This is a genomic window from Kribbella sp. CA-253562 (assembly GCF_050942265.1).
Classification (GTDB): domain Bacteria; phylum Actinomycetota; class Actinomycetes; order Propionibacteriales; family Kribbellaceae; genus Kribbella.
The window spans coordinates 5,564,922-5,585,065 of sequence record NZ_CP192049.1 but is presented as its reverse complement, the minus strand read 5'-3'; the positions used below and the strand labels follow the sequence as shown (position 1 = coordinate 5,585,065).

Annotated in this window: 12 protein-coding genes; 5 read left to right on the top strand and 7 right to left on the bottom strand. The window is 71.5% G+C overall.

Annotated elements, in window-relative coordinates; translation table 11 throughout:
• Positions 1-26: 26 nt before the first annotated feature.
• Genes ACQPXM_RS26295 through ACQPXM_RS26280 form a run of 4 tightly spaced genes read right to left on the bottom strand, consistent with a single transcriptional unit; the run spans position 27 to position 4,206 of the window.
• Positions 27-905, bottom strand: coding sequence for an ATP-grasp domain-containing protein (locus ACQPXM_RS26295; RefSeq protein ID WP_432938008.1), 879 nt, complete (start codon positions 903-905; stop codon positions 27-29).
• Positions 906-944: 39 nt separating this feature from the next.
• Positions 945-2,300, bottom strand: a complete 1,356-nt coding sequence (locus ACQPXM_RS26290) for a glycosyltransferase 87 family protein (protein ID WP_432938006.1) — start codon at positions 2,298-2,300, stop codon at positions 945-947.
• On the bottom strand, positions 2,297-3,550 hold the full coding sequence (locus tag ACQPXM_RS26285) for a DUF2064 domain-containing protein (RefSeq protein WP_432938004.1): 1,254 nt from the start codon (positions 3,548-3,550) through the stop codon (positions 2,297-2,299). The genes ACQPXM_RS26290 and ACQPXM_RS26285 overlap by 4 nt, the downstream gene beginning before the upstream one ends.
• Positions 3,547-4,206 (bottom strand): glycosyltransferase family 2 protein, encoded by a 660-nt coding sequence (locus tag ACQPXM_RS26280; RefSeq protein ID WP_432938002.1) that lies wholly within the window; start codon positions 4,204-4,206, stop codon positions 3,547-3,549. Before ACQPXM_RS26280 ends, ACQPXM_RS26285 begins: the two co-directional genes overlap by 4 nt.
• Before the next feature lie 111 nt (positions 4,207-4,317).
• On the opposite strand from ACQPXM_RS26280, the gene ACQPXM_RS26275 reads away from it, so the two are divergent.
• The gene (locus tag ACQPXM_RS26275) at positions 4,318-5,016 is read left to right on the top strand and encodes a response regulator transcription factor (protein WP_077014616.1); all 699 of its coding nucleotides are present in this window, start codon (positions 4,318-4,320) and stop codon (positions 5,014-5,016) included.
• On the top strand, positions 5,013-6,182 hold the full coding sequence (locus tag ACQPXM_RS26270; RefSeq protein WP_432937999.1) for a sensor histidine kinase: 1,170 nt from the start codon (positions 5,013-5,015) through the stop codon (positions 6,180-6,182). Before ACQPXM_RS26275 ends, ACQPXM_RS26270 begins: the two co-directional genes overlap by 4 nt.
• Positions 6,183-6,185: 3 nt before the next feature.
• Here ACQPXM_RS26270 and ACQPXM_RS26265 read toward each other — a convergent pair whose 3' ends face one another.
• Complete coding sequence (locus tag ACQPXM_RS26265) at positions 6,186-7,223, bottom strand: NAD-dependent epimerase/dehydratase family protein (protein ID WP_432937997.1); 1,038 nt, start codon at positions 7,221-7,223, stop codon at positions 6,186-6,188.
• Positions 7,220-8,023, bottom strand: coding sequence for an S-methyl-5'-thioadenosine phosphorylase (locus ACQPXM_RS26260; protein ID WP_432937993.1), 804 nt, complete (start codon positions 8,021-8,023; stop codon positions 7,220-7,222). Before ACQPXM_RS26260 ends, ACQPXM_RS26265 begins: the two co-directional genes overlap by 4 nt.
• Positions 8,024-8,124: 101 nt before the next feature.
• On the opposite strand from ACQPXM_RS26260, the gene ACQPXM_RS26255 reads away from it, so the two are divergent.
• Together ACQPXM_RS26255 and ACQPXM_RS26250 are read left to right on the top strand one after the other, a co-directional pair.
• Positions 8,125-8,613 (top strand): hypothetical protein, encoded by a 489-nt coding sequence (locus tag ACQPXM_RS26255; protein WP_432937991.1) that lies wholly within the window; start codon positions 8,125-8,127, stop codon positions 8,611-8,613.
• Positions 8,610-9,578: a sigma-70 family RNA polymerase sigma factor gene (locus ACQPXM_RS26250; protein ID WP_432937989.1), complete on the top strand. Its 969-nt coding sequence runs from the start codon at positions 8,610-8,612 to the stop codon at positions 9,576-9,578. The genes ACQPXM_RS26255 and ACQPXM_RS26250 overlap by 4 nt, the downstream gene beginning before the upstream one ends.
• Here the strand turns inward: ACQPXM_RS26250 and ACQPXM_RS26245 are convergent.
• Positions 9,560-11,218: a bifunctional 3'-5' exonuclease/DNA polymerase gene (locus ACQPXM_RS26245; RefSeq protein ID WP_432937987.1), complete on the bottom strand. Its 1,659-nt coding sequence runs from the start codon at positions 11,216-11,218 to the stop codon at positions 9,560-9,562. The two genes, ACQPXM_RS26250 and ACQPXM_RS26245, sit on opposite strands and share 19 nt — an antisense overlap.
• Before the next feature lie 203 nt (positions 11,219-11,421).
• Here ACQPXM_RS26245 and ACQPXM_RS26240 point away from each other — a divergent pair, with 203 nt between their 5' ends.
• Positions 11,422-20,109: a right-handed parallel beta-helix repeat-containing protein gene (locus ACQPXM_RS26240; RefSeq protein ID WP_432937985.1), complete on the top strand. Its 8,688-nt coding sequence runs from the start codon at positions 11,422-11,424 to the stop codon at positions 20,107-20,109.
• The last annotated feature ends 35 nt before the right edge of the window (positions 20,110-20,144 follow it).

Genomic DNA, 20,144 nt, shown 5'->3' with positions numbered 1-20,144 from the left:
CAGACCCGGGCGCCCAACTACGCCGCCTACCTCGCCGCGGAGATCCCGGCCGGCTGACGCACCGCCTCGGCGACGGTCCGCGCGAAGGTTTCGAACGCCGGGGTGTGGTCGATCAGGAACAGGTACGGCTCGATCAGCTCGAGCTCCATCAGCAGGAAGCGCCCGGCGGAGACGATGCCGTCGACCCGCGCGTACGCCGGGGTGGTGCTGAGCGCGGTCAGCGCCTCGGTGGCGCCGGCGATGACGGCGGCGGGCGGCTCGGCCTGCTCGGCGGTGCCGCCGTACTCGTGCTGGACCCGGTAGTCGCCGGTGCCCGGCCGCTTCACGACCGCGTGCGAGTAGACCCCGCCGAAGAACATCAGCGACCACTCGCCGTCGGTCTGCACCTCCGGCTGGAACGGCTGCACCAGGTAGACCGTGTCGGGCAGCTCGTCCATCGCGCGGCTGAGCTCCTCGGAGCCGGCCACGCCGCGCACGGTGTGCAGCGCGCTGGCGCTGACCGTCGGCTTGACGACGATCTCCTGGCCGGACAGCCCGCCGACGACCTCACGCAGGCAAGCGCCGGCGGCGACCTGCGACGGCACGATCGCGACGCCGCGCTCGCGCAGCTCGAGCAGGTAGCTCTTGTCGGAGTTCCAGCGGACCAGTCCGCTGTCGTTGATCACCCGGACGCCGGCCTTGTCGAGCTGGCCCAGCCATTCGGTGAATTCCAGGTACCGGGTGTGGTAATCCCAGACCGAGCGCAGCAGGACGGCGTCGTACGACGACCAGTCGACCGAGGGGTCGGTCCAGACCTGGACGACGGGCTCGAGTCCGGCCTCCCGGAGCGCGGGAACGAGCGGGAGGTCGTGCTCGTGCAGGTCCGGGTGGTCGGCCGAGGTCGCGAGAGCGATACGCACGGTCACGGTAGTTGCCTTTCAGGGTGGAGCCTCGGGGCTCCGTGGCTAGGTGTGATTCTGGGGCGCCCGGATCAGTGTCCGAGCGCTCCGCCCAGAAATCAACCGGGATACCGCGTCCGGACGGTGACGCAGCGTGATCAAGAGCAGCACCACCAGCAGGGCGCTGAGGTGGATCAAACCCTGCCGGAGCTCGTGCCCGAAGTTCGCGTACGCCGCATAGGCGGCCAGCGGGACGGCGAGCCACTCGGCCCGTCCGGCGAGCACGGCGAGCGCGATCAGCGGCAGCCCGTACCAGGGGTACGTCGGCGTCGCCACGAGCAGCGCGGCGCCGTACAGCCAGCAGCAGGTGACGGCGACCGGCTCGCGTCCATGCCGGCGGATCGCGAGCAACGCCAACCCGGCGGCGAGCACACCGGCGGTGACCTGACGAGCCTCAGGAGGCAGTACCAGCGCGAGAATCGCCGATCGCGAGCTGCCGTCGGAGAAGCCCTCCTGGGTGAGATAGCCCGGCAGGAACCCGGCGACGAGCGTGCCGGCGACCAGCACGTGCGGCAGGTAGCTCGCCGCAAAGGTGCCGACGGCAACCAATGGCGTTCGCCGGTTGGTGAGCGCGGGCAGCAGGAGGAGCGGAAGGAGTTTGACGGCGCCGGCCGCGCCGAGCAGGACGCCGGTCAGCCAGGCACGGCGGCGGGTGAGCGCCGCGATCACCAGGAACGCGGCGAGCACGTCGACGTGCGCGGAGCTGCCTGCCTCCAAGGCCACGATCGGTGACCAACCCCACAGCGCCGCCCAGCGTGGATCACGGCCCCGGCGCTTCAGCTCGACGGCGAGTAACCAGGTGAGACCGACAGCGATCAAAGCCGCCGCCAGTTGCAGCCCGAAGGTGCCTGCTGACCACGGAGTGACCAGGGCGACCACCGTGAAGTACGCCTGCGCGACAGGCGGGTAGATGGTCGGCACGAGTGGCCGGTTGATCCTGGTCCGCGGGTCGTCCTGGGAGAGGGCGGCGACTCCCGCCGCATCCATCGGGACTCGTGGCGGGCCGACCACCCCGGTGCGGTCGGCAGGCGTCAGTCCCGGGAACAGCACAGGGTCGCGCAGCTTGGCGAGCGCGTCGTCCAACGGCACATGCGAGTACGGCGAACTGCCGGACAGCTGAACCCGCCCATCCCACACGTACCGGTAGGCGTCCGTGCTGGTGATCGGCGCGTGCAGCAGCCCAGGCACCTGACACACCGCGGCGCCCGCCACGAGCAGCAGCACGCTCTTCGGCCCACCAAGCTTGACCAGCGCCACGACCAGCAACGAAGCGCCGATCAGTACGACGTTCGGCCACCACCCGTACGCGGCGGTGACGATCACCGCGGCACTGCAGGCGACCGCCACGACAAGCGTCTTCACGAGGCGCGGCGGAAGGTGAGAAAGGCCCGATGGTTGGTCCGCCAGTCCTCCGTGGGGCGCAGACCCGCCGCGTAGGCGTGACGCAGGACGGCGCGCGTGCCGAGCCGAGCCCAGGGGAGTGGGTGCGACCGCCGACCCGTCGTGGTCCGCAGCACGATCGGGCGGGTGTCGTCGAGGTCGTCGTCGGGATCGACCTCGACAAGCACGACGCCGTCCGGCCGGATCAGCTCGGCGCAGCGGCGAAGCAGCGACTCGGGATGCCCGCCGATGCCGATGTTGCCGTCCATCAGCACCACGCTGCCCCACCGGCCTTCGCCGGGCAGTGCGTCCTCGACCGGCCGGCGCAGCGCCGGTGCGCCACGGTTGGTCGTCAGCCGGACGGCCTGTTCGGAGATGTCGACGCCGAGCGCGGCGATGCCCTGCTCGGCCAGAGCCGTCACGATCCGTCCCGGACCGCAGCCGATGTCCAGCACCGGGCCCTCACAGCGACTCAGCGCGAGCCGGTCGGCTTCGTCGGCCGGGGCATTCCAGCGGTCCACCTCGCTCAGTCCCGGCAGCATCCGTCCGTCGGTGCCGGTGGCAACGACCTCCACTCCGTCGAGCGCGCGTTCGAAGAGCAGCGCCGGGTGAGCCGACGTCTGCAGCCGCCGGTGCAGCCGCGACACCCGCAGCTCCGGGTACGCCGCTGCGATCACCGCCGCGTCCACCGGCGTGTCCATGTCGCGCAGAGTCGGCAGCAGCTTCACCTGGTAGCCCAGCGCTTGCAGGCGCGTCAGCTGGTCCTGCCCGGTGTGGTCGGTCGACATCGGTACGCCGACCAGCGCCCGCCGATCGGGGGTGCGCAGCCCGAGGCACCAGTAGCCGCCGTCCTCGGTCATGCCGAGCACGGCGTCGTGGCCGTCCCAGTCGACGCCCAGCTGCGCCGGAGTCAGCTGCGGGGTGTCCATGCCGACCAGCAGCATCGGCGACCCGTCGTACGCGTCCTCGAAGGCCGCGGCGAGGCGCTCGTCGAGTCCGTCGCCGCGCTGGGTGACCACGGCGAACCGGTCGGGGAGCCAGGACCCGGGTGCGCCGTCGAGCGCGACGACGTACCGGCGTACGGGGGTGGCGCTGACGGCGGCGAGGGTGTCGGACAGCGACGCCCTGGCCAGCGCGGCCGCCTCCTTCGGGGTGAACTCCGACTGGAGCCGGGTCTTCACCCGGCCGGGCTCCGGGGCCTTGGCGATCACGATCAGCGTGCCGGCGGTCATCGGGCCAGCACCTTCGACATGTCCTTGACCGCCCGGGCCGCGCCGAGCGGCGTACCGGTGACCTTGGAGCGTCCGGAGCGTGGCAGGTAGTCCACGTCGACCTCGGCGATCCGCCAGCCGGCGTCGGCGGCCTTCACGACCGTCTCCAGCGGATAGCCGGAGCGCCGATCGACCAGCTGCAGGTCCAGCAGCGCCTCACGACGAGCTGCGCGCATCGGACCCAGGTCATGCAGCCGTACGCCGGTCCGGCGGCGGATGCGGCGGGACAGTTCGGCGTTGGCGAGGCGGAGGTGCCAGGGCCAGGCGGCGCGGGAGATGGGCCGGCGGCGGCCGAGCATCAGGTCCATCCGGCGCGACAGCACGGGTGCGGTGACCCTGACCAGCTGGCGCGGGTCGAGCGACGCGTCGGCGTCCAGAAATGCGACCACCTCGGCCGTGGCGACCTCCAGCCCGGTGTGGCAGGCCGCGCCGTACCCGCGCACCGCGCACCGCACGACGGTGGCGCCCAGCGTCGTGGCGATCTCTGCAGAGCCGTCGGTGGAGCCGTTGTCGACGACAACAGCCCGTACGCCGTCCGGCAGCCGCCCGAGCACCCAGGGCAGCGCGGCGGCCTCGTTGAGACACGGCAGGATCAGGTCGACCTCGGCAGCGGACACTCTTCGACGGTAGGGAAATTCCGGCGGGTTGCGGCCCAGCGAGCGGCTACAGGTCGCTTACGGCCGGTCCGGCCGTGAGGACCGGGTGACCGCACCACTTAGGCTCTGACCGTGGCTACTCGTGTGCTCGTGGTGGACGACGACCCGACCGTGTCGAACGTGGTGTCGGCATACCTGACCAAGGCCGGGTACGACGCCCGTGTGGTCGCGGACGGCGTCAAGGCGGTCGAGGTCTGGCAGCAGTGGAAGCCGTCGGTCGTCGTACTGGACGTGATGCTGCCCGGCCTGTCCGGTCTGGAGGTGCTGCGGCGGCTGCGGGCCGCGGACGACGGTGCGGCGGTGATCATGCTCTCGGCGCGTGGCGAGGAGGAGGACCGCCTGGTCGGGCTGGAGTTCGGCGCGGACGACTACGTGGTCAAGCCGTTCAGCCCGCGCGAGCTGACGCTGCGCGTGCAGGCCATGCTGCGGCGTGAGGAGCGGCTGGCCGGTCTCGACCTGACGCCGACCAAGCTGCACTCCGGTCCGGTCGTCGTCGACACCGCCGCCCGGACCGCGACCCTGGACGGCGCGGAGCTGTCGCTGACGCATCGCGAGTTCGACTTGCTGGCGTTCCTGGTCGCGCACCAGGGCAAGGCGTACACGAAGGCCGAGCTGCTGCGGCGGGTCTGGGGCTGGGACTTCGGCGACTCCTCGACGGTCACCGTGCACATCCGGCGGCTGCGGGAGAAGATCGAGGCCGACCCGTCCGACCCGAAGCTCGTGCTGACCGTGCCGCGGACCGGTTACCGCTTCGCCGGAGAGGCGCAATGAACCGCGACCAGGTCACGATCCTCGCGATGACCGCGCTCTGGACGCTGCTGGTCGGCGCGATCGGCGCGGTCGTGTTGTGGCGGTTCCGCCGGCGGTCCTTGCGGATCACGATGATCGTCGTGTCGCTGGCTCCGCTGGCGGCAGCGCTGGCCGCGGTCGGGCAGAGCGTCCGGGCGATGTTCATCTCCGCGCACGACTCGCTGGTGGTGCTCTGGACGCTGGCGTTCTCCGGCCTGCTCGGGCTGGCGATGTCGGTGATGCTCGCGCACTGGATCAGCGCCGGCTCACGGGACGTCGGGCGGCGACTGCGGCACCTCGGTACGTCGTACGAGGCGGTGGGAGCGGTGTCGAACGGCAACGTGCCCGCGGAGCTCGCCGAGCTGACGGACGAGCTGGAGACGACCCGCGCCCGCCTGGCGGCGTCCCGGGAGCGGGAACGCGCGCTGGAGGCCAGCCGGCGCGAGCTGGTCGCGTTCATGTCGCACGACCTCCGTACGCCGCTCGCCGGCCTGCGAGCGTTGTCGGAGGGCCTGGAGGACGGCGTCATCGAGGACGCACCCGGAGCACTCCGGCAGATGCGGACCACGGTGGACCGGATGACCGGGCTGGTGGACGACCTGTTCGAGCTGTCGCGGTTGTCGACCGCTCCGCCGCCGCGGCGCCGATCGGCGGTCAGCCTGCGCGAGCTGGCCGAGGACGTGGCCGGCGAGACCACCGAGCACGCCCGGTCGAAGGGCGTCACGGTGGCGGTCAGCGCACCGGACGACGACGACCGGCTGGCGGTTCACGGCGACGCGGACGAGCTCACTCGCGCGGTCAGCAACTTGGTCGGCAACGCGATCCGGCACACGGCGCCGGGCGGCACGGTGAAGCTGGCCGTCGATCGGGAGGCCGACGGGCGGGTCCGGCTGGCCGTCACCGACGGCTGCGGTGGCATCCCCGACGACGACCTGGAGCGGGTGTTCGACATCGGGTGGCGCGGCGACGAGCAGCGCACCCCCGCCACCGTGTCCGCCGGAACCGACCTGGGCAGCAGCGGCGGTGGACTCGGCCTGGCGATCGCCAGGGGAGTCGTGGAGTCGCACGAAGGCACCATCGAGGTCAGCAACGTTCCCGGCGGCTGCGCGTTCAGCATCGACCTGCCGCAGGTGACGACGACGCCGTAAGCCCTACCGGCCCGAGCGAACCAGGTCGGCGACGCCGGTGGCCAGGTCGTAGGTGGGCTTCCAGCCGAGCGTGTCGCGCAGGCGCTGGGAGCTGGCGGTGATGTGGCGTACGTCGCCGAGGCGGTACTGGCCGGTGACGACCGGCGCCGGCCCCTCGCAGGCCTTGGCCAGCTCGGTGGCCAGGTCGGCGATCGTCTGAACGGTCCCGCTCCCCACGTTGTACGCCGTGAGCGCCGGGTGCTGCGCTTGTGTGACGGCGGCGGCTGCCGTGGTCACCGCGGTGGCGACGTCCTGGACGTGCACGAAGTCGCGACGCTGGCCGCCGTCCTCGTAGACCCGCGGGGCCTCGCCGCGGGCCAGGGCGGAGCGGAAGAGCGAGGCGACGCCGGCGTACGGGGTGTTGCGGGGCATGCCGGGGCCGTAGACGTTGTGGAAACGCATTGCGGCGACGCGGCCGCCGGTCTCCCGTGCCCACGCGGCCGCCAGGTGTTCGCCGTTCAACTTGGTGGCGGCGTAGGTGTTGCGCGGGTCGGTCGGAGCGGTCTCGTCGACCAGGCCGGGACGCAGTTGCGCGCCGCAGAGCGGGCAGGGCGGCTCGAAGCGGCCGGCGTCCAGATCCTCGGTACGCCGGGGGCCGGGCGCGACCGCTCCGTGCCGGTCGCACTCGTAGCGGCCTTCGCCGTACACGACCATCGAGCTGGCATAGACCAGGCCGCGGACCTCGCTGTGCGCGAGCTGTTTGAGCAGGACCGCGGTGCCGAGGCTGTTGCTGGAGACGTAGTCGTCGATGTCGTCGAGGTCCACACCGAGGCCGACCTTCGCGGCCAGGTGGACAACGACGTCGACGCCGCGCAGTGCGGTGTCGACGGTGTCCGGGTCGCGGACGTCGCCGACGATCAGGCCGGGCAGGTCTTCGGGCGCAGTGCTGTGCACGTCCGGGCGAAGCGAATCGAGTACGACCGGGTCGTGGCCCTCGGCAAGTAACTGCGCGTGGACGTGGCGGCCGATGAAACCCGCACCGCCGGTGACCAGGACTCTCATCGGACCACCTCCGGCGTCCACAGGTGCTCAGCGGCGGTGCCGTCGAGGGAGTGGTGGCAGCTGCAATCGCCAGTCAGGAGTTCGCCGATCACGGCACTGAGCAGGGCTTTGAGGCGGTCGATGCTGCGGCTGAAGACCTCGAACACCTCGGCCTGGGTGACGCCTTCGCCGGCGACAACACCGGCGTCGTGGTCGGTGACAACGGCGACGGAGGTGTAGCAGACGGCCAGCTCGCGGGCGATCGAGGCTTCGGGCGCGCCGGTCATGCCGACCACGGACCAGCCCTGCGCGGCGTGCCACTGGGACTCGGCGCGGGTGGAGAAGCGCGGACCGTTGATCACGACCATCGTGCCGCCGTCGACGATGTCATTGCCAGCAGCAACAACCGTACGGCGGCCGGCCGAGCAGTACGGGTCGGCGGGGGAGGTGTGCACCACCGGGCGCGGCGGGCCGTCGTACAGGGTGTGCTCGCGGCCCCAGGTGCGGTCGACGTACTGGTCGGGCACAACGATCGTGCCGGGGACCAGCTCAGGGCGCAGCGAGCCGACGGCGCAAGGGCCGAGCACGGTCCGGACACCGAGGGAGCGCAGCGCCCACAGGTTCGCGCGGTAGTTCACCCGGTGCGGCGGCAGCCGGTGGTCGGCGCCGTGGCGCGGGATGAAGGCCACCTCGCGGCCGTTGACCTCGCCGACCACCGGCGGCTCGCTGGGTGGACCGAAGGGCGTCTCGACCGCGACGGGCCGCGCGTCGGCCAGGAACGAGTAGAAGCCGGAACCACCGATCACACCGATCTCTGCCATGATTCCGAACCTAGGGGCTGGCCGCCGGGTCGTTGCCGGTTCCGGGCGGACCGTCAGCGCCCCGTAAGAGCCCGTCGCCGGGGGACCCTGAGAATGGGGCCGTGGAGCTCTCCGGCGTACTGGTGCTGGTCGGCGCCGTCGTGATGCTGCTGGTGATCTTCTACGGCAGCTGGACGGCCGGCCGGCTCGACCGTCTGCACCACCGCGTCGCCACGGCTCGGGCTCGACTCGACACCGAGCTGGCCCGCCGGTCCGCGCTGGTCGCGGAGCTGGCCGTCAGCGACGTACTGGATCCCGCGTCGTCGCTGCTGCTCCTGGACGCGGCGCACCGGGCCAGGACCGCGCCGGAGGAGGAGCGCGAGCAGCGGGAGTCCGCGCTGACCAGAGCCATCGCTGCGATCGACACCGACGAGCAACCATGGGCGGGCGAGCTGGCAGCCGCCGTACGCCGGGTGCAGCTGGCTCGGCGATTCCACAACGACATCGTGGTGTCCACCCGCAACCTCCGGAACCGGCGGCTGGTCACCTGGTTCCGGCTGGCCGGTCACGCGCCGATGCCGAGCACGATCGAGCTGGAGGACGGCAGTTGACCGACGACACCTTCGAGCAGGAGGCCGAGCGCTACCGGCACGAGCTGCGGGTGCACTGCTACCGGCTGCTCGGCTCGTACGACGACGCCGAGGACCTCGTCCAGGAGACCTACCTGCGGGCCTGGCGCGGCCGGTCCGGCTTCGAAGGCCGCTCGAGTCTGCGCACCTGGCTCTACCGGATCGCGACCAACGCCTGCCTCGACGACGTACGACGTCCTGGGCGCGTCCTGCCGTACCAGCTGGAGCCGGAGTCGTTCCCGGCCGAGGCGCTGCCGGCCCGTCACGACCTGCCCTGGCTGCAGCCGTTCCCGGACGTCCTGCTCGACCGGGCCGAGGAGCCGGACGCGCAGGTGATTCGGCGCGAGACGATCGAGCTGGCGTTCCTGACCGCGATCCAGCAGCTACCGCCGAGGCAGCGCGCGGTGCTGATCTTCCGGGACGTGCTCGGCTGGTCGGCGAAGGAGACCGCTGAGGTGCTCGACCTGACCGTCGCGGCGGCGAACTCGGCGCTGCAGCGGGCGCGGCCCGTCCTGCGTGAGCACCTGCCGGCTCGGCGTACGGAGTGGTCAGCCGAGCCATCCGAAGCGGAGCAGAAGTTGGTGGCGAGGTACATGGCGGCGTTCGAGGCGGGCGACGCCGCCCGGCTGGCTGCGCTGATGCACGAGGACGTGCGGGTAACCATGCCGCCGTACCCGTTCTGGTACAGCGGGCGGGACAAGGCCGAGCAGGTGTTCGCGGCGAACTTCGAGCCCGGTGGTCCGGCCAACCGGGGGCGCTGGCGGTTCGAGGTGGCGCGGGTCAACCGTCAGCCGGCGGTGGCGGCGTACCTGGAGGGTGGTCGCGGGTTCGAGCCGTTCGCGGTCGTGGTGTTCCGGATCGAGCAGGGGCTGGTGGCCGAGATGACCGCCTTCGAGAACGTCGACTTCGCGCGCTTCGGGCTGCCGGGCTACTTGGCGTCGGCGTAGCACTCGACGATCGCGGTGCCGAACGGGAAGCGGGTCGGCGTCGGACCGAAGCAGAGCGTGCCGGCCAGGTCACCGGCGGCCTGGATCGCGGCGGCGACCTGCTCGGCCTCCTCGGCGGGGCAGTGCACGATCACCTCGTCGTGCTGGAAGAAGACCAGCTCGGCCTTGAGCGAGGTGATCGACTGGCGCAGCGCGGCCATCATCAGCACCGCCCAGTCGGCGGCGCTGCCCTGGACGACGAAGTTGCGGGTGAAGCGGCCACGGGCGCGGGCCCGGCGTCCGTCCACCTGCGGCTCGTCGGCGGGTGGACCCTCCAGCTGGGCCGCGTCGAGCTGGGAGCCCGACGGAGGACAAGTCCGGCCGAGCCACGTGCGGACCAGGCGGCCTTCCTCGCCGGCGCGGGCCGCGTCGTCGACGTACTGGACGGCCTTCGGGAACCGCTTGCGAAGGTCGGCGAGGTTCTTCAGGCCGTCGCCGGAGGTCTGGCCGTAGATCGCGCCGAGCACGGCCAGCTTGGCCTTCGCGCGGTCGCCGGAGAACGCGGTGTCCGACACGGCCTTGTAGAGATCGGCGGCGTCACCGGCCACCTTCATCAGGCCCTCGTCGCGGGAGATCGCGGCCAGCACCCGCGGCTCCAGCTGGGAGGCGTCCGCGACGACCAGCCGCCAGCCGGGATCGGCGACGACCGCCCGGCGGATCACCTTCGGAATCTGCAGCCCGCCACCGCCGTTGGTCACCCAGCGGCCGGACACCGTGCCACCGGGGACGAAGCCCGGACGGAAGCGGCCGTCGTGGACCCAGTCGTGCAACCAGGACCAGCCGTTCGCCGTGTAGATGCGGTAGAGCTTTTTGTACTCGATCAGGGGCTCGACCGCCGGGTGGTCGATCGTCTGCAGCTCCCACCGCCTGGTCGAGCTGAGCTGGTACCCCGCCTGCTTGAACGCCTTCAGTACGTCGGCCGGAAGGTCCGGCCGCACCCGTCGGCCGAACGCCTCCGACACCTGCTCGGCCAGCTCCGTCAGGCGCCGCGGCTCGCCGCCACCCGCGTAGCGCTCACCGAGCAACTCGGTCAGCAAGGCCCGGTGGTCCTCCGCGCTCCAGGGCAGGCCGGCGCGATCCATCTCCGTGGCGATCAGCCAGCCGGACGACTCGGACGCCGTCAGCAAACGCATCCGCTCCGGGTGCTCGGTGTCGTGGTGCCGGCGCAACTGATCGGCGTACACCCGCAGGAGTGCTTCGAACGGCAGTGGCTCGGTCTCGATGTCGAACAGCGACGACTGCTCACCGCCCGGCTCGGTGGCCCGCATCGGCGGATCGGATGGCACCGGCTGGTTGGTCAGCCGCGCCCAGGCCGCCGCCGCCGACCGCGGCTCGCCGAGCCGTCCGGCATGGCCGAGCAGCAGCCCTTCGGCGGTCTCGATGTCGTAGCACCGCTCCACCCGTACGCCGGCCGCCAGCAGCCGCGGGTAGATCTCAGCCGTCGACCGCCAGACCCAGCGCGTCACCTGAGGCCGTGACGCGACCGCCGCGGCCAGATCCGGCTCGTGCACGATCTCCCCGGCGGGCTGCCCGTCCGGGCGCAGGGCGACGAGCAGCGCCCCGCCACCCTCCGCCGGCGCGATCGCCCACCGCTCGTCCACCCCACGATCCTCGCACCCGCCACCGACAGCCTCCGCGGCACCGGCGTCGATGAGAAACGGCTCATCTCGGTGAGAGTCTCCTCATCAACACCGCGCGCAGTGGAAGTCACTCCTAGGATCCGAGCGTCGGGCACAACCGGTGGGGGCTGGTTCCGGCGTGTAAGGGGGGTGGGGAGCCCTCCTGCCAGGAGGGGGATACAGCCATGTCCAGTTCTCTGCGCAGTCGTCGGAGCGTGGCCGCGGTCGCTGCCGCTCTCGCGCTGGTGGTCGGATTCGTCGCGGTCCCCGCGACGCCGGCGGTCGCCAGCTCCGTCTACACCGTCACCACGACCGCCGACCAGGTGGACTCCGACATCGGCAACGGCCTGTGCGCCACCGCGGCCGGCGCCTGCAGCCTGCGCGCGGCGATCCAGGAGTCGAACGCCACCACGGTCGCCGACACCGTGCACGTCCCGGCCGGCACCTACTCGCTGACGCTCGCGGGCCAGGGCGACAACGGCGCGAACAACGGTGACCTCGACCTGTCCCGGCCGATCACGATCCTGGCCACCGGTACGGCGGTCGTCGACGCGAACGGGATCGACCGCGTGCTGGAGATCCACCCCGACGCGGGCGCGGTCACCGTCTCCGGCCTGACCCTGCGCGAAGGCAGCCACGGCGAGCTCGGCGGTGGCTTGCGCAACGCCTCCACCGGAACCGTCCGGCTGCAGAACGTCGCCGTACTGGACAGCGCCGCGACGACCACCGGCGGCGGTATCGCGAACGAGGGCACCGGCCGGCTCGAGCTGACCGGTGTCACTGTCGAAGGAAACCGGACCGACGGTGAGGGCGGTGGCATCGCCACATCCCTTGGCGCCCTCACCGTCACCGGCACGTCCGCCGCGCCCAGCCGCATCGTCGACAACGAGGCCCGCACCGGAGCCGGCCTGTTCAACAGCGGCGAACCCGGCCCCGACGGCTTGCCCAGCATCGCCACCATCAGCCACACCACCTTCCAGGGCAACGCGGCCTCCGGCGCTGGCGGCGGAATCTTCGTCGGCCACGAGGGCGAACTGGTCGTTGCCGACAGCACCTTCACCGCGAACACGGCAGCCGAGTACGGCGGCGCGGTGGCGGCGGTCGCGAAGACCACCGTCAGCCTGACCCGAGGCGCCCTGCAGCAGAACGTCGCGGGCGGCGCCGGTGGCGGCCTGTTCTCCGGCACCGAAGGCCCGGTGTCGGTCACCGGCGTGACGGTGACGGGCAACCAGGCGGGAGATCCGGTGTCGGGCGACGGCGGTGGCGGCGGCATCGACGCCGGCGGCACCGGCGCGGTCACCATCGCGGACTCGACCTTCACCGGCAACCGAGCGACCGGACCGGGCGGCGGAGTGTCGCTGGGCAGCAACGGCTCGGTGACCGTCCGGGACAGCCGGATCACCGGCAACACGACAGCGACCGACGGCGGCGGACTCGCCAACGGTGGTCAGCGGGTCAGCCTGGAACGCCTGGTGATCCAGAACAACCGTGCGACCGGCAACGGCGGCGGCGTCGCCAGCGACGGCAGCGGCGACTTCACGCTGCTGGAGAGCACGCTGAGCGCCAACACCGCGGCCAGCGGCGGCGGACTGGCCAACGAGGCGGACGGCGCCCTGCGCGTGGTCCGCTCGACGATCTGGAACAACAGCGCGCGGGCGGGCGCCGAGGAGGACAGCGGTCTCGGCGGTGGCGTGTACGGCCTGGGCGACGCCGAGGCGACGTACGAGAACACCACGATCAGCGGCAACTACGCGCAGGTGCGCGGCGGTGGGCTCTACATCGACTCCGACTCGTCGGTCCGGGTGGTCAGCTCGACGATCGCGCACAACAGCGCGCCGGTGGCCAGCGGGGTCGGCGGCGAGGTGACCTCGCAGAACTTCCCGGTGGTGCCCAGCCCGTCGGTGCTGTTCCGCAACACCGTTGTCGGCGGCAATCAGTTGGGGGCCGGCTGCAACTTCGCGATCGGGTCCGAGGGTGGCAACCTCGACTCGGCCGACAGTTGTTACTTCCGCGGCCCGCGGGACCGGACGAACGCCGGCGACCCGCGACTCGACGCGGTTGCCGACAACGGCGGCCGGACCATGACGCAGGCGTTGCGGGCCGACAGCTTCGCCGTCGACGGCGGCGTCTCGCCTTGCCCGCCGACCGACCAGCGCGGGGTCACCCGGCCGAAGAGCACGACCTGCGACATCGGCGCGTATGAGCACGAGGGTCCGTTCGGTCCGCCGGACGTGACGCCGCCCAACACCAGCCTGATCGACCCGCCGGCCGCGGTGGGGGAGTCGGCGACGTTCCGCTTCGCCGGCACCGACCAGGTGACGCCGCCGGGCGAACTGCTGTACGAGTGCCGGATCCTGCACCACGACCCGACCGAACCGCCGCCGGACCCGACCGAGCCGCCCGACCCTGAGTTCGCCTTCGTCGGTTGCCCGAACCCGTACGAGGTGCACGGCGTCGAGGAGGGTGACAACCGGATCGAGGTCCGCGCGGTCGACCGGGCCGGCAACGTCGACCCGTCGCCGGCCGTGCACGAGTTCGTCGCCGGCCAGGACGTCACCGCGCCGCAGACGAGCTTCACGCTGACGCCGCCGAACCCGAGCAGCGGCCGCACCGCGACGTTCGGTTTCACCGCGACCGACGACCTGACGCCGACGGCGCTGATCGAGTTCGAGTGCCGGCTGGACAGCACCGACGAGGAGGCCTGGCTGGAGTGCTTTCACCCGGCCACGTTCTCCAACCTGACGCCCGGCCAGCACACCGTCCAGGTCCGGGCGACCGACCAGATGGACAACGTCGATCCGACACCGGCGTCGTACACGTGGACGGTCGCGTCGCCGGTGGACTGCGACGAGGCCAACGTGACGCTGACCGCCGTCGCGGACAGTTGGGTCGACGAGCAGAGTCCGCTGGAGAACTTCGGCGCGCTGCCGGATCTGACCGTGCGCTCCAGCAGTCCGGGCGCCGATGCCCGCACGCTGGTCCGGTTCGGTCAGCCCGGTGCGTTGCCGGCCGGCTGCGAGCTCACCTCCGCGACGCTGCGGCTCAACGCCGAGAGCGGTGACGCGGGCCGCACGCTGGCCGCCGTACCGGTCGACTCGGCGTGGAACGAGACCGCGGTGACGTGGAACAACCAGCCGCCCGCCACCGGCCCGGCGGTCAACGCGACGTCCGGTTCGGGCTTCCGCGAGTGGAACCTGACCAGCCAGTTCGCGGCCGTCCTGGCGGGCGGTCCGAACCATGGCTTCCTGATCCGCGACACCGCGGAGGAGGCCGACCCGGCCGCCGAGCAGAACTTCACCAGCCGGCAGGCCGACCAGGACCCGGCGGCACCGCCGACCCGGCCGCAGCTCGTCCTGCGCTTCGGCGGACCCGGTACGCCGCCTCCGCCTCCGCCGGCCGACGCCGAGCCGGAGACAGTGAGTTGCGGACAGGTCCTGACGAAGAGCACGAAGCTGCTCAACGACCTGACCGACTGCCCGCTGGACGGTCTGGTGATCGGCGCGCCGAACATCCTGGTCGACCTCAACGGTCACACCGTCGACGGCCCGGGCTACTTCCCTGACCAGCCGGGTTCACCGGTCGAGCTGCCCGAGGGCGGTTTGCCGGCCGGCGTCCGCAACGTCGGGTACGCAGGGGTGGTCGTCCGCAACGGCACGATCAGCGAGTTCGGGACGGGCGTGCAACTGATGGCCGGCTCGCGCTTCGGCACCGTCCAGGCGCTGACCCTGCGCGGCAATGCCGTCGCCGGCATCGAGCTGTCCGACGCCGACGACGGCCGCAACGGCAACAAGGTGCTCGGCAACACGCTGACCGGCAACGAGACCGGCATCGCGCTGGTCAACGGCAGCGAGCACAGCGTCGTCGAGAACAACGTGCTGACCGGGAACCTGGCCACCGCGATCCACGCGTGGTCGGGCGGCGGCCACCGGATCGTGGGCAACCGGATCAGCGGTGTCACCGGCGATCCGCTGCTGAGCAGCGACGGCGGCATCCTGGTGCAGGGCTCGACCGACAACGTTCTGGTCGCGAACACGCTCACCGACACCGGTGACGCCGGCGTACTGATCACCGACGGCGCGCACCGCAACCGGGTCGAGGACAGCACCTTCAGCCGGACCGGGGACGCGGCCGTCGCAATCGACGAGTCCGACGGCAACCAGGTGCTCGACAACGCGGCCTATCTGGCTTCGGACAGCGGGATCAGTCTGTCCGGCGCGAGTGCTTCGGTGGTCCGCGGCAACGACGTCCGGTTCAACCCGGGCGGCGTCGAGCTCGACGCCTCGTCCGACAACCTGGTCGAGGACAACGACGCCAGCCGTACGTCGGGCACCGGAGTCACCGTCGGCCACGACTCGTTCCGCAACCGGATCCTCGACAACCTCGCGGTCGCGACCAGCGCGGACGGCATCGCGCTGCTCGGTGAGGCGCTGGACGCGAACGGCGATCCGGCCGCGGGCAACCTGGTCCGCGGCAACACCGCGCACAGCAACCTCGGCGACGGCATCAGCACGGCGGCCGGCCACACGCTGACCGCCAACCGGGCGCACAACAACGCGGCCTGGGGCATCCAAGCGGCCGAGCCAGTCGTGGACGGCGGCGGAAACCTTGCTAATGGCAACGGTCAGGAGGATCAGTGCGAAGGCGTGGTCTGTCAGCCCGGTACGCCCGTGCCGCCGGAGCTGCCGGACGTCACCGCGCCGGACACCACCATCAGCACCCGTCCCACCGACCCGACCAGCAGCTCCGCGACCGCGACGTTCACGTTCACCGGCACGGACGACCTCGCGCCGTCCGGCGCCCTGCGGTTCGAGTGCCGGCTGGACGCTCCGGCCGGGAGCGACTCGTGGACGGACTGCCCGACACCGGTTGGCTTCGGCTTCCTGCCCGCCGGTGAGCACACCTTCGAGGTCCGCGCGGTCGATCCGTCGGACAACGTCGACGCGACCCCGGCCAGCTACACGTGGACCGTCGTACCGGCTCCGCCTGGTCCTGACACGCTGCCGCCCAGTACGACGATCCAGACTGGGCCGGAACTGGTCGGCACGAGCACGACGGCGACCTTCGGCTTCCGGGGCAGCGACAACCTGACGCCCGGCCCGAACCTGCGCTACGAGTGCAAGCTCGACGCCGGCCCGTACGAGGCGTGCGTGACGCCGAAGACGTACACCGGTCTGGGGCTCGGCCAGCACACCCTCCAGGTCAGGGCGATCGACCTGGCCGGCAACGTCGACCCGACCCCGGCGACCCGGATCTGGACCATCGGGCAGCCGGAGGCCGACACGACCGCACCCGACACGCTGATCGGCTCCGGCCCGGATGCGACCACCGTGGCGACCGCCGCGACGTTCGTGTTCACCTCGTCGGAGGCCGGATCGACGTTCACCTGCGCGCTGGACGGCGCGGCGTACACGGCCTGCACCTCGCCGCACCAGCTCACCGGCCTGCCGGTGGGTGACCACACCTTCCGGGTCCGGGCCACCGATGCGGCGGGCAACACCGACGCGACGCCGGCGGCGTACGGGTGGACCGTGGGCGCGGCGCCGATTCCGGTCGCGGCGACGTGCGGTCAGGTCCTGACGCGCAGCAGCCTGATCACCAACGACCTGACCAACTGCCCGAACGACGGGCTGGTGATCGGCGCCAACGGCATCACCGTCGATCTGGACGGCTCGGTCGTCGACGGCACCGGCCAGGGCGCCGGCATCCGCAACCCGGGCTTCGACGCGGTCACCGTCACCGGCGGGACCGTGCAGGAGTTCGATCACGGCGTCCAGTTGACCGCGGGGACGGCGCTCGGCATCGTCCGCGGGCTGGCCGTACGGCTCAACCAGGAGACCGGGATTCAGCTGACCGACGCGGACGGTGGGGGCAACGGCAACATCGTCCGCGAGAACACGCTGGCCGGCAACGGCTCCGGCATCAGCCTCGAGGGCGGCACCCAGGGCGCCGCCGTACTGCGCAACACGATCGGCGGGAGCACTCGCCAAGGTCTGCAGGTGCTCGCGTCCAGCGGCAACACGCTGGAGGGCAACACGGTCACCGGATCGAGTGAGACCGGCCTGCTGCTCGATGCCGCTGGCAACAACACGATGGTGAGCAACTCGGTCATCGCGAGCGCGAAGACCGCGATTCTCGTCCAGGCCGGGTCGAACGCCAACCGGCTGGAGGGCAACACGGTGCGCGACGGAGAGTCGGGCATCCAGCTGGTCGACTCCGACGCCACCCAGGTGGTGGCGAACATCGCGCACCAGCTGGACAAGGCCGCCGTGGTGCTGGAACGCGCCGACGACACGGTGGTCCGAGGCAACGACCTGCGCTTCAACGGCGGCGGCGTGGACCTGCACGAATCCGGCAACAACCGGGTGGAGTCGAACACCGCGAGCGAGAACTCCGACACCGGCATCTCGGTCGGCGCGCTGTCGCTCGGCAACGTGGTCGTGAGCAACGAGGCTTCGGCCAACGCCTCCGAGGGCATCGCGGTCGAGGCCGACGTGACCGCCGGTTCCGCGTTGCCCGGCAACCTGCTCGAACGCAACACCGCGGACGACAACGCCGGCGACGGCATCGCGGTGAACAAGGCGGGCCACACGGTCACCGCGAACAGTGCCAACAGCAACGACGGCTGGGGCATCCACGTCGAGACCGGCACCGTCGACGGCGGCAACAACCGTGCCGTCGGCAACAGCGAGCCGACCCAGTGCCACAACGTCGAGTGCAACGGCGGCACGCCCGTCCCGCCGGAGGTCGCGCCGCCGGACACCGAGCTGCTGGACTTCCCGGCGAACCCGAGCGGCAGCCGCTCGGCCGCGTTCCTCTTCACCGGGATCGACGACAACACGCCGCTGACCGAGCTGTCCTTCGAGTGCCGGATCGACACCGGCGCCTTCACGGACTGCGAGAACCCGCGGCTGTACTCCGGCCTGGCGCCCGGCACCCACACCTTCCAGGTGCGCGCCGTCGACCTCGCCGGCAAAGTGGATCCGACCCCGGCAAGTTACGTCTGGGTGATCGAGCTGCCGCCACCCGGCGTACCGCCGGACACGACCGTGCTGACCGGACCGGCGCCGCAGACGCCGCTGGAGGACGCGGTGTTCACCTTCCGCAGCACCGAGCCGGACACCACCTTCCAGTGCTCGCTGGACGGCGCCGCCTTCACCACCTGCACCTCGCCGCGGGAGTACACCGAGATCGCGTACGGCGCGCACGAGTTCCAGGTCCGGGCGATCGATCCGGAGGGCAACGTCGACGCGAGCCCGGCCGTGCACAGCTGGACCAGGACCGGTCCGCCGGTCGTCACCATCCAGTCCGGCCCGGCCGATCCGACCACCAGCAGCGACGCGACGGTGACGTTCAGCGCGAACGAGGCGGTGACCAAGTACGAATGCTCGCTCGACCTGGCGGCCTTCACCGAGTGCACCTCGCCGGTGACCTACGAGGGTCTGGCGGTCGGCGACCACTCGCTGCGGATCCAGGCGACCGATCTCGACGGAGTGGTGTCGGGTCCGGACGAGATGGGCGTGCACGAGTGGCAGATCGACCCGCCGCTCGACACGGTGCCGCCGCAGACCGTCCTGACCACCGGTCCGGCCAGCCCGAGCGGTACGGCGTCGTTCGTCTTCACCGGCACCGACAACGTGACGTCCCCGCAGGGGCTGACCTTCGAGTGCCGGCTGGACAGTGACAACGAGGCGGACTTCGCCGAGTGCACCAGCCCGTACACCTATCCCAACCCCGACTTCCCCGAGCCGCTTTCCCTCGGGCAGCACACGGTCGACATCCGGGCCGTGGACGTGGAGGACAACGTCGATCCGACCCCGATCCGGCATACCTGGACCTTCACCGGGGACACCGTGGCGCCGCTGACGGCGTTCGCCTCCGGACCGCCGGCGACCACCGCGGCGACCGAGGTGACGCTCACCTTCGCCGCGAACGACCCGTACGCGACGTTCGAGTGCTCGCTGGACAACGCGGCGTTCGCTCCTTGCGAGTCGCCGCACCAGGTGCAGGGTCTCGAGCCGGGAGCGCACCAGCTGCGAGTCCGCTCGACCGATCTGTCCGGTAACACCGAGGCCGCGCCAGTCGTCCGCACCTGGACGGTGGTCACGGCGCCCGACACGACCATCACGTCCGGGCCGGCCGCCACGACGGCCAGTACGACGGCGACGCTGGCGTTCGGCTCGAACCAGGCCGGCACAACCTTCAGGTGCTCGCTGAACGGCGTTCCCTATGCCGTCTGCACCTCTCCGGTCAGCGTGACCGGGCTGGCGATCGGCAGTCACAACTTCCGGGTGTACGCCGTCGAGCCGAGCGGCTTGGTCGACGCCACGCCGGCGGTGCACACCTGGACGGTCGCGACCCCGGCACCGGTCTGTACGCCGGGCACGGTGACCGTCGGCGCGGCCGCGGACAGCTGGTTGCTGCAGAGCTCCGGAGGCCAGAACTACGGCACCGACTCGGTGCTGAAGGTCGACACCAAGTCCGGGGCGAACGCCCGGGCGATGGTCCGGTTCAACCTGCCGGCTGTGCCGCCCGGGTGCTCGATCACCGACGCGAAGCTGAGGCTGTACGCCACGTCGTACAAGGCGGGACGCACGTTGCAGGCGCTGCGGGTGAACGGGCCGTGGACCGAGTCGAACGTGACCTGGAACAACCAGCCCGCCACCACCGGGACAGCGGTGACGGCCGCCTCGCCGACCAGCAACCGCTACGTCGAGTGGGGAGTCGTGTCCCAGCTGCAGAGCATGTACGCCGGGTCCAACCACGGCTTCCTGATCCGCGACAGCGCGGAGAACGGCGGCGGGCTGGACCAGGCGTTCCACAGCCGGGAGAAGGGCACCGACAACCCGCCGCGCCTGGTGATCACCTTCGGCTGATTCGGGGTCGCCGGCCGGCGTCCGTTCACGGACTG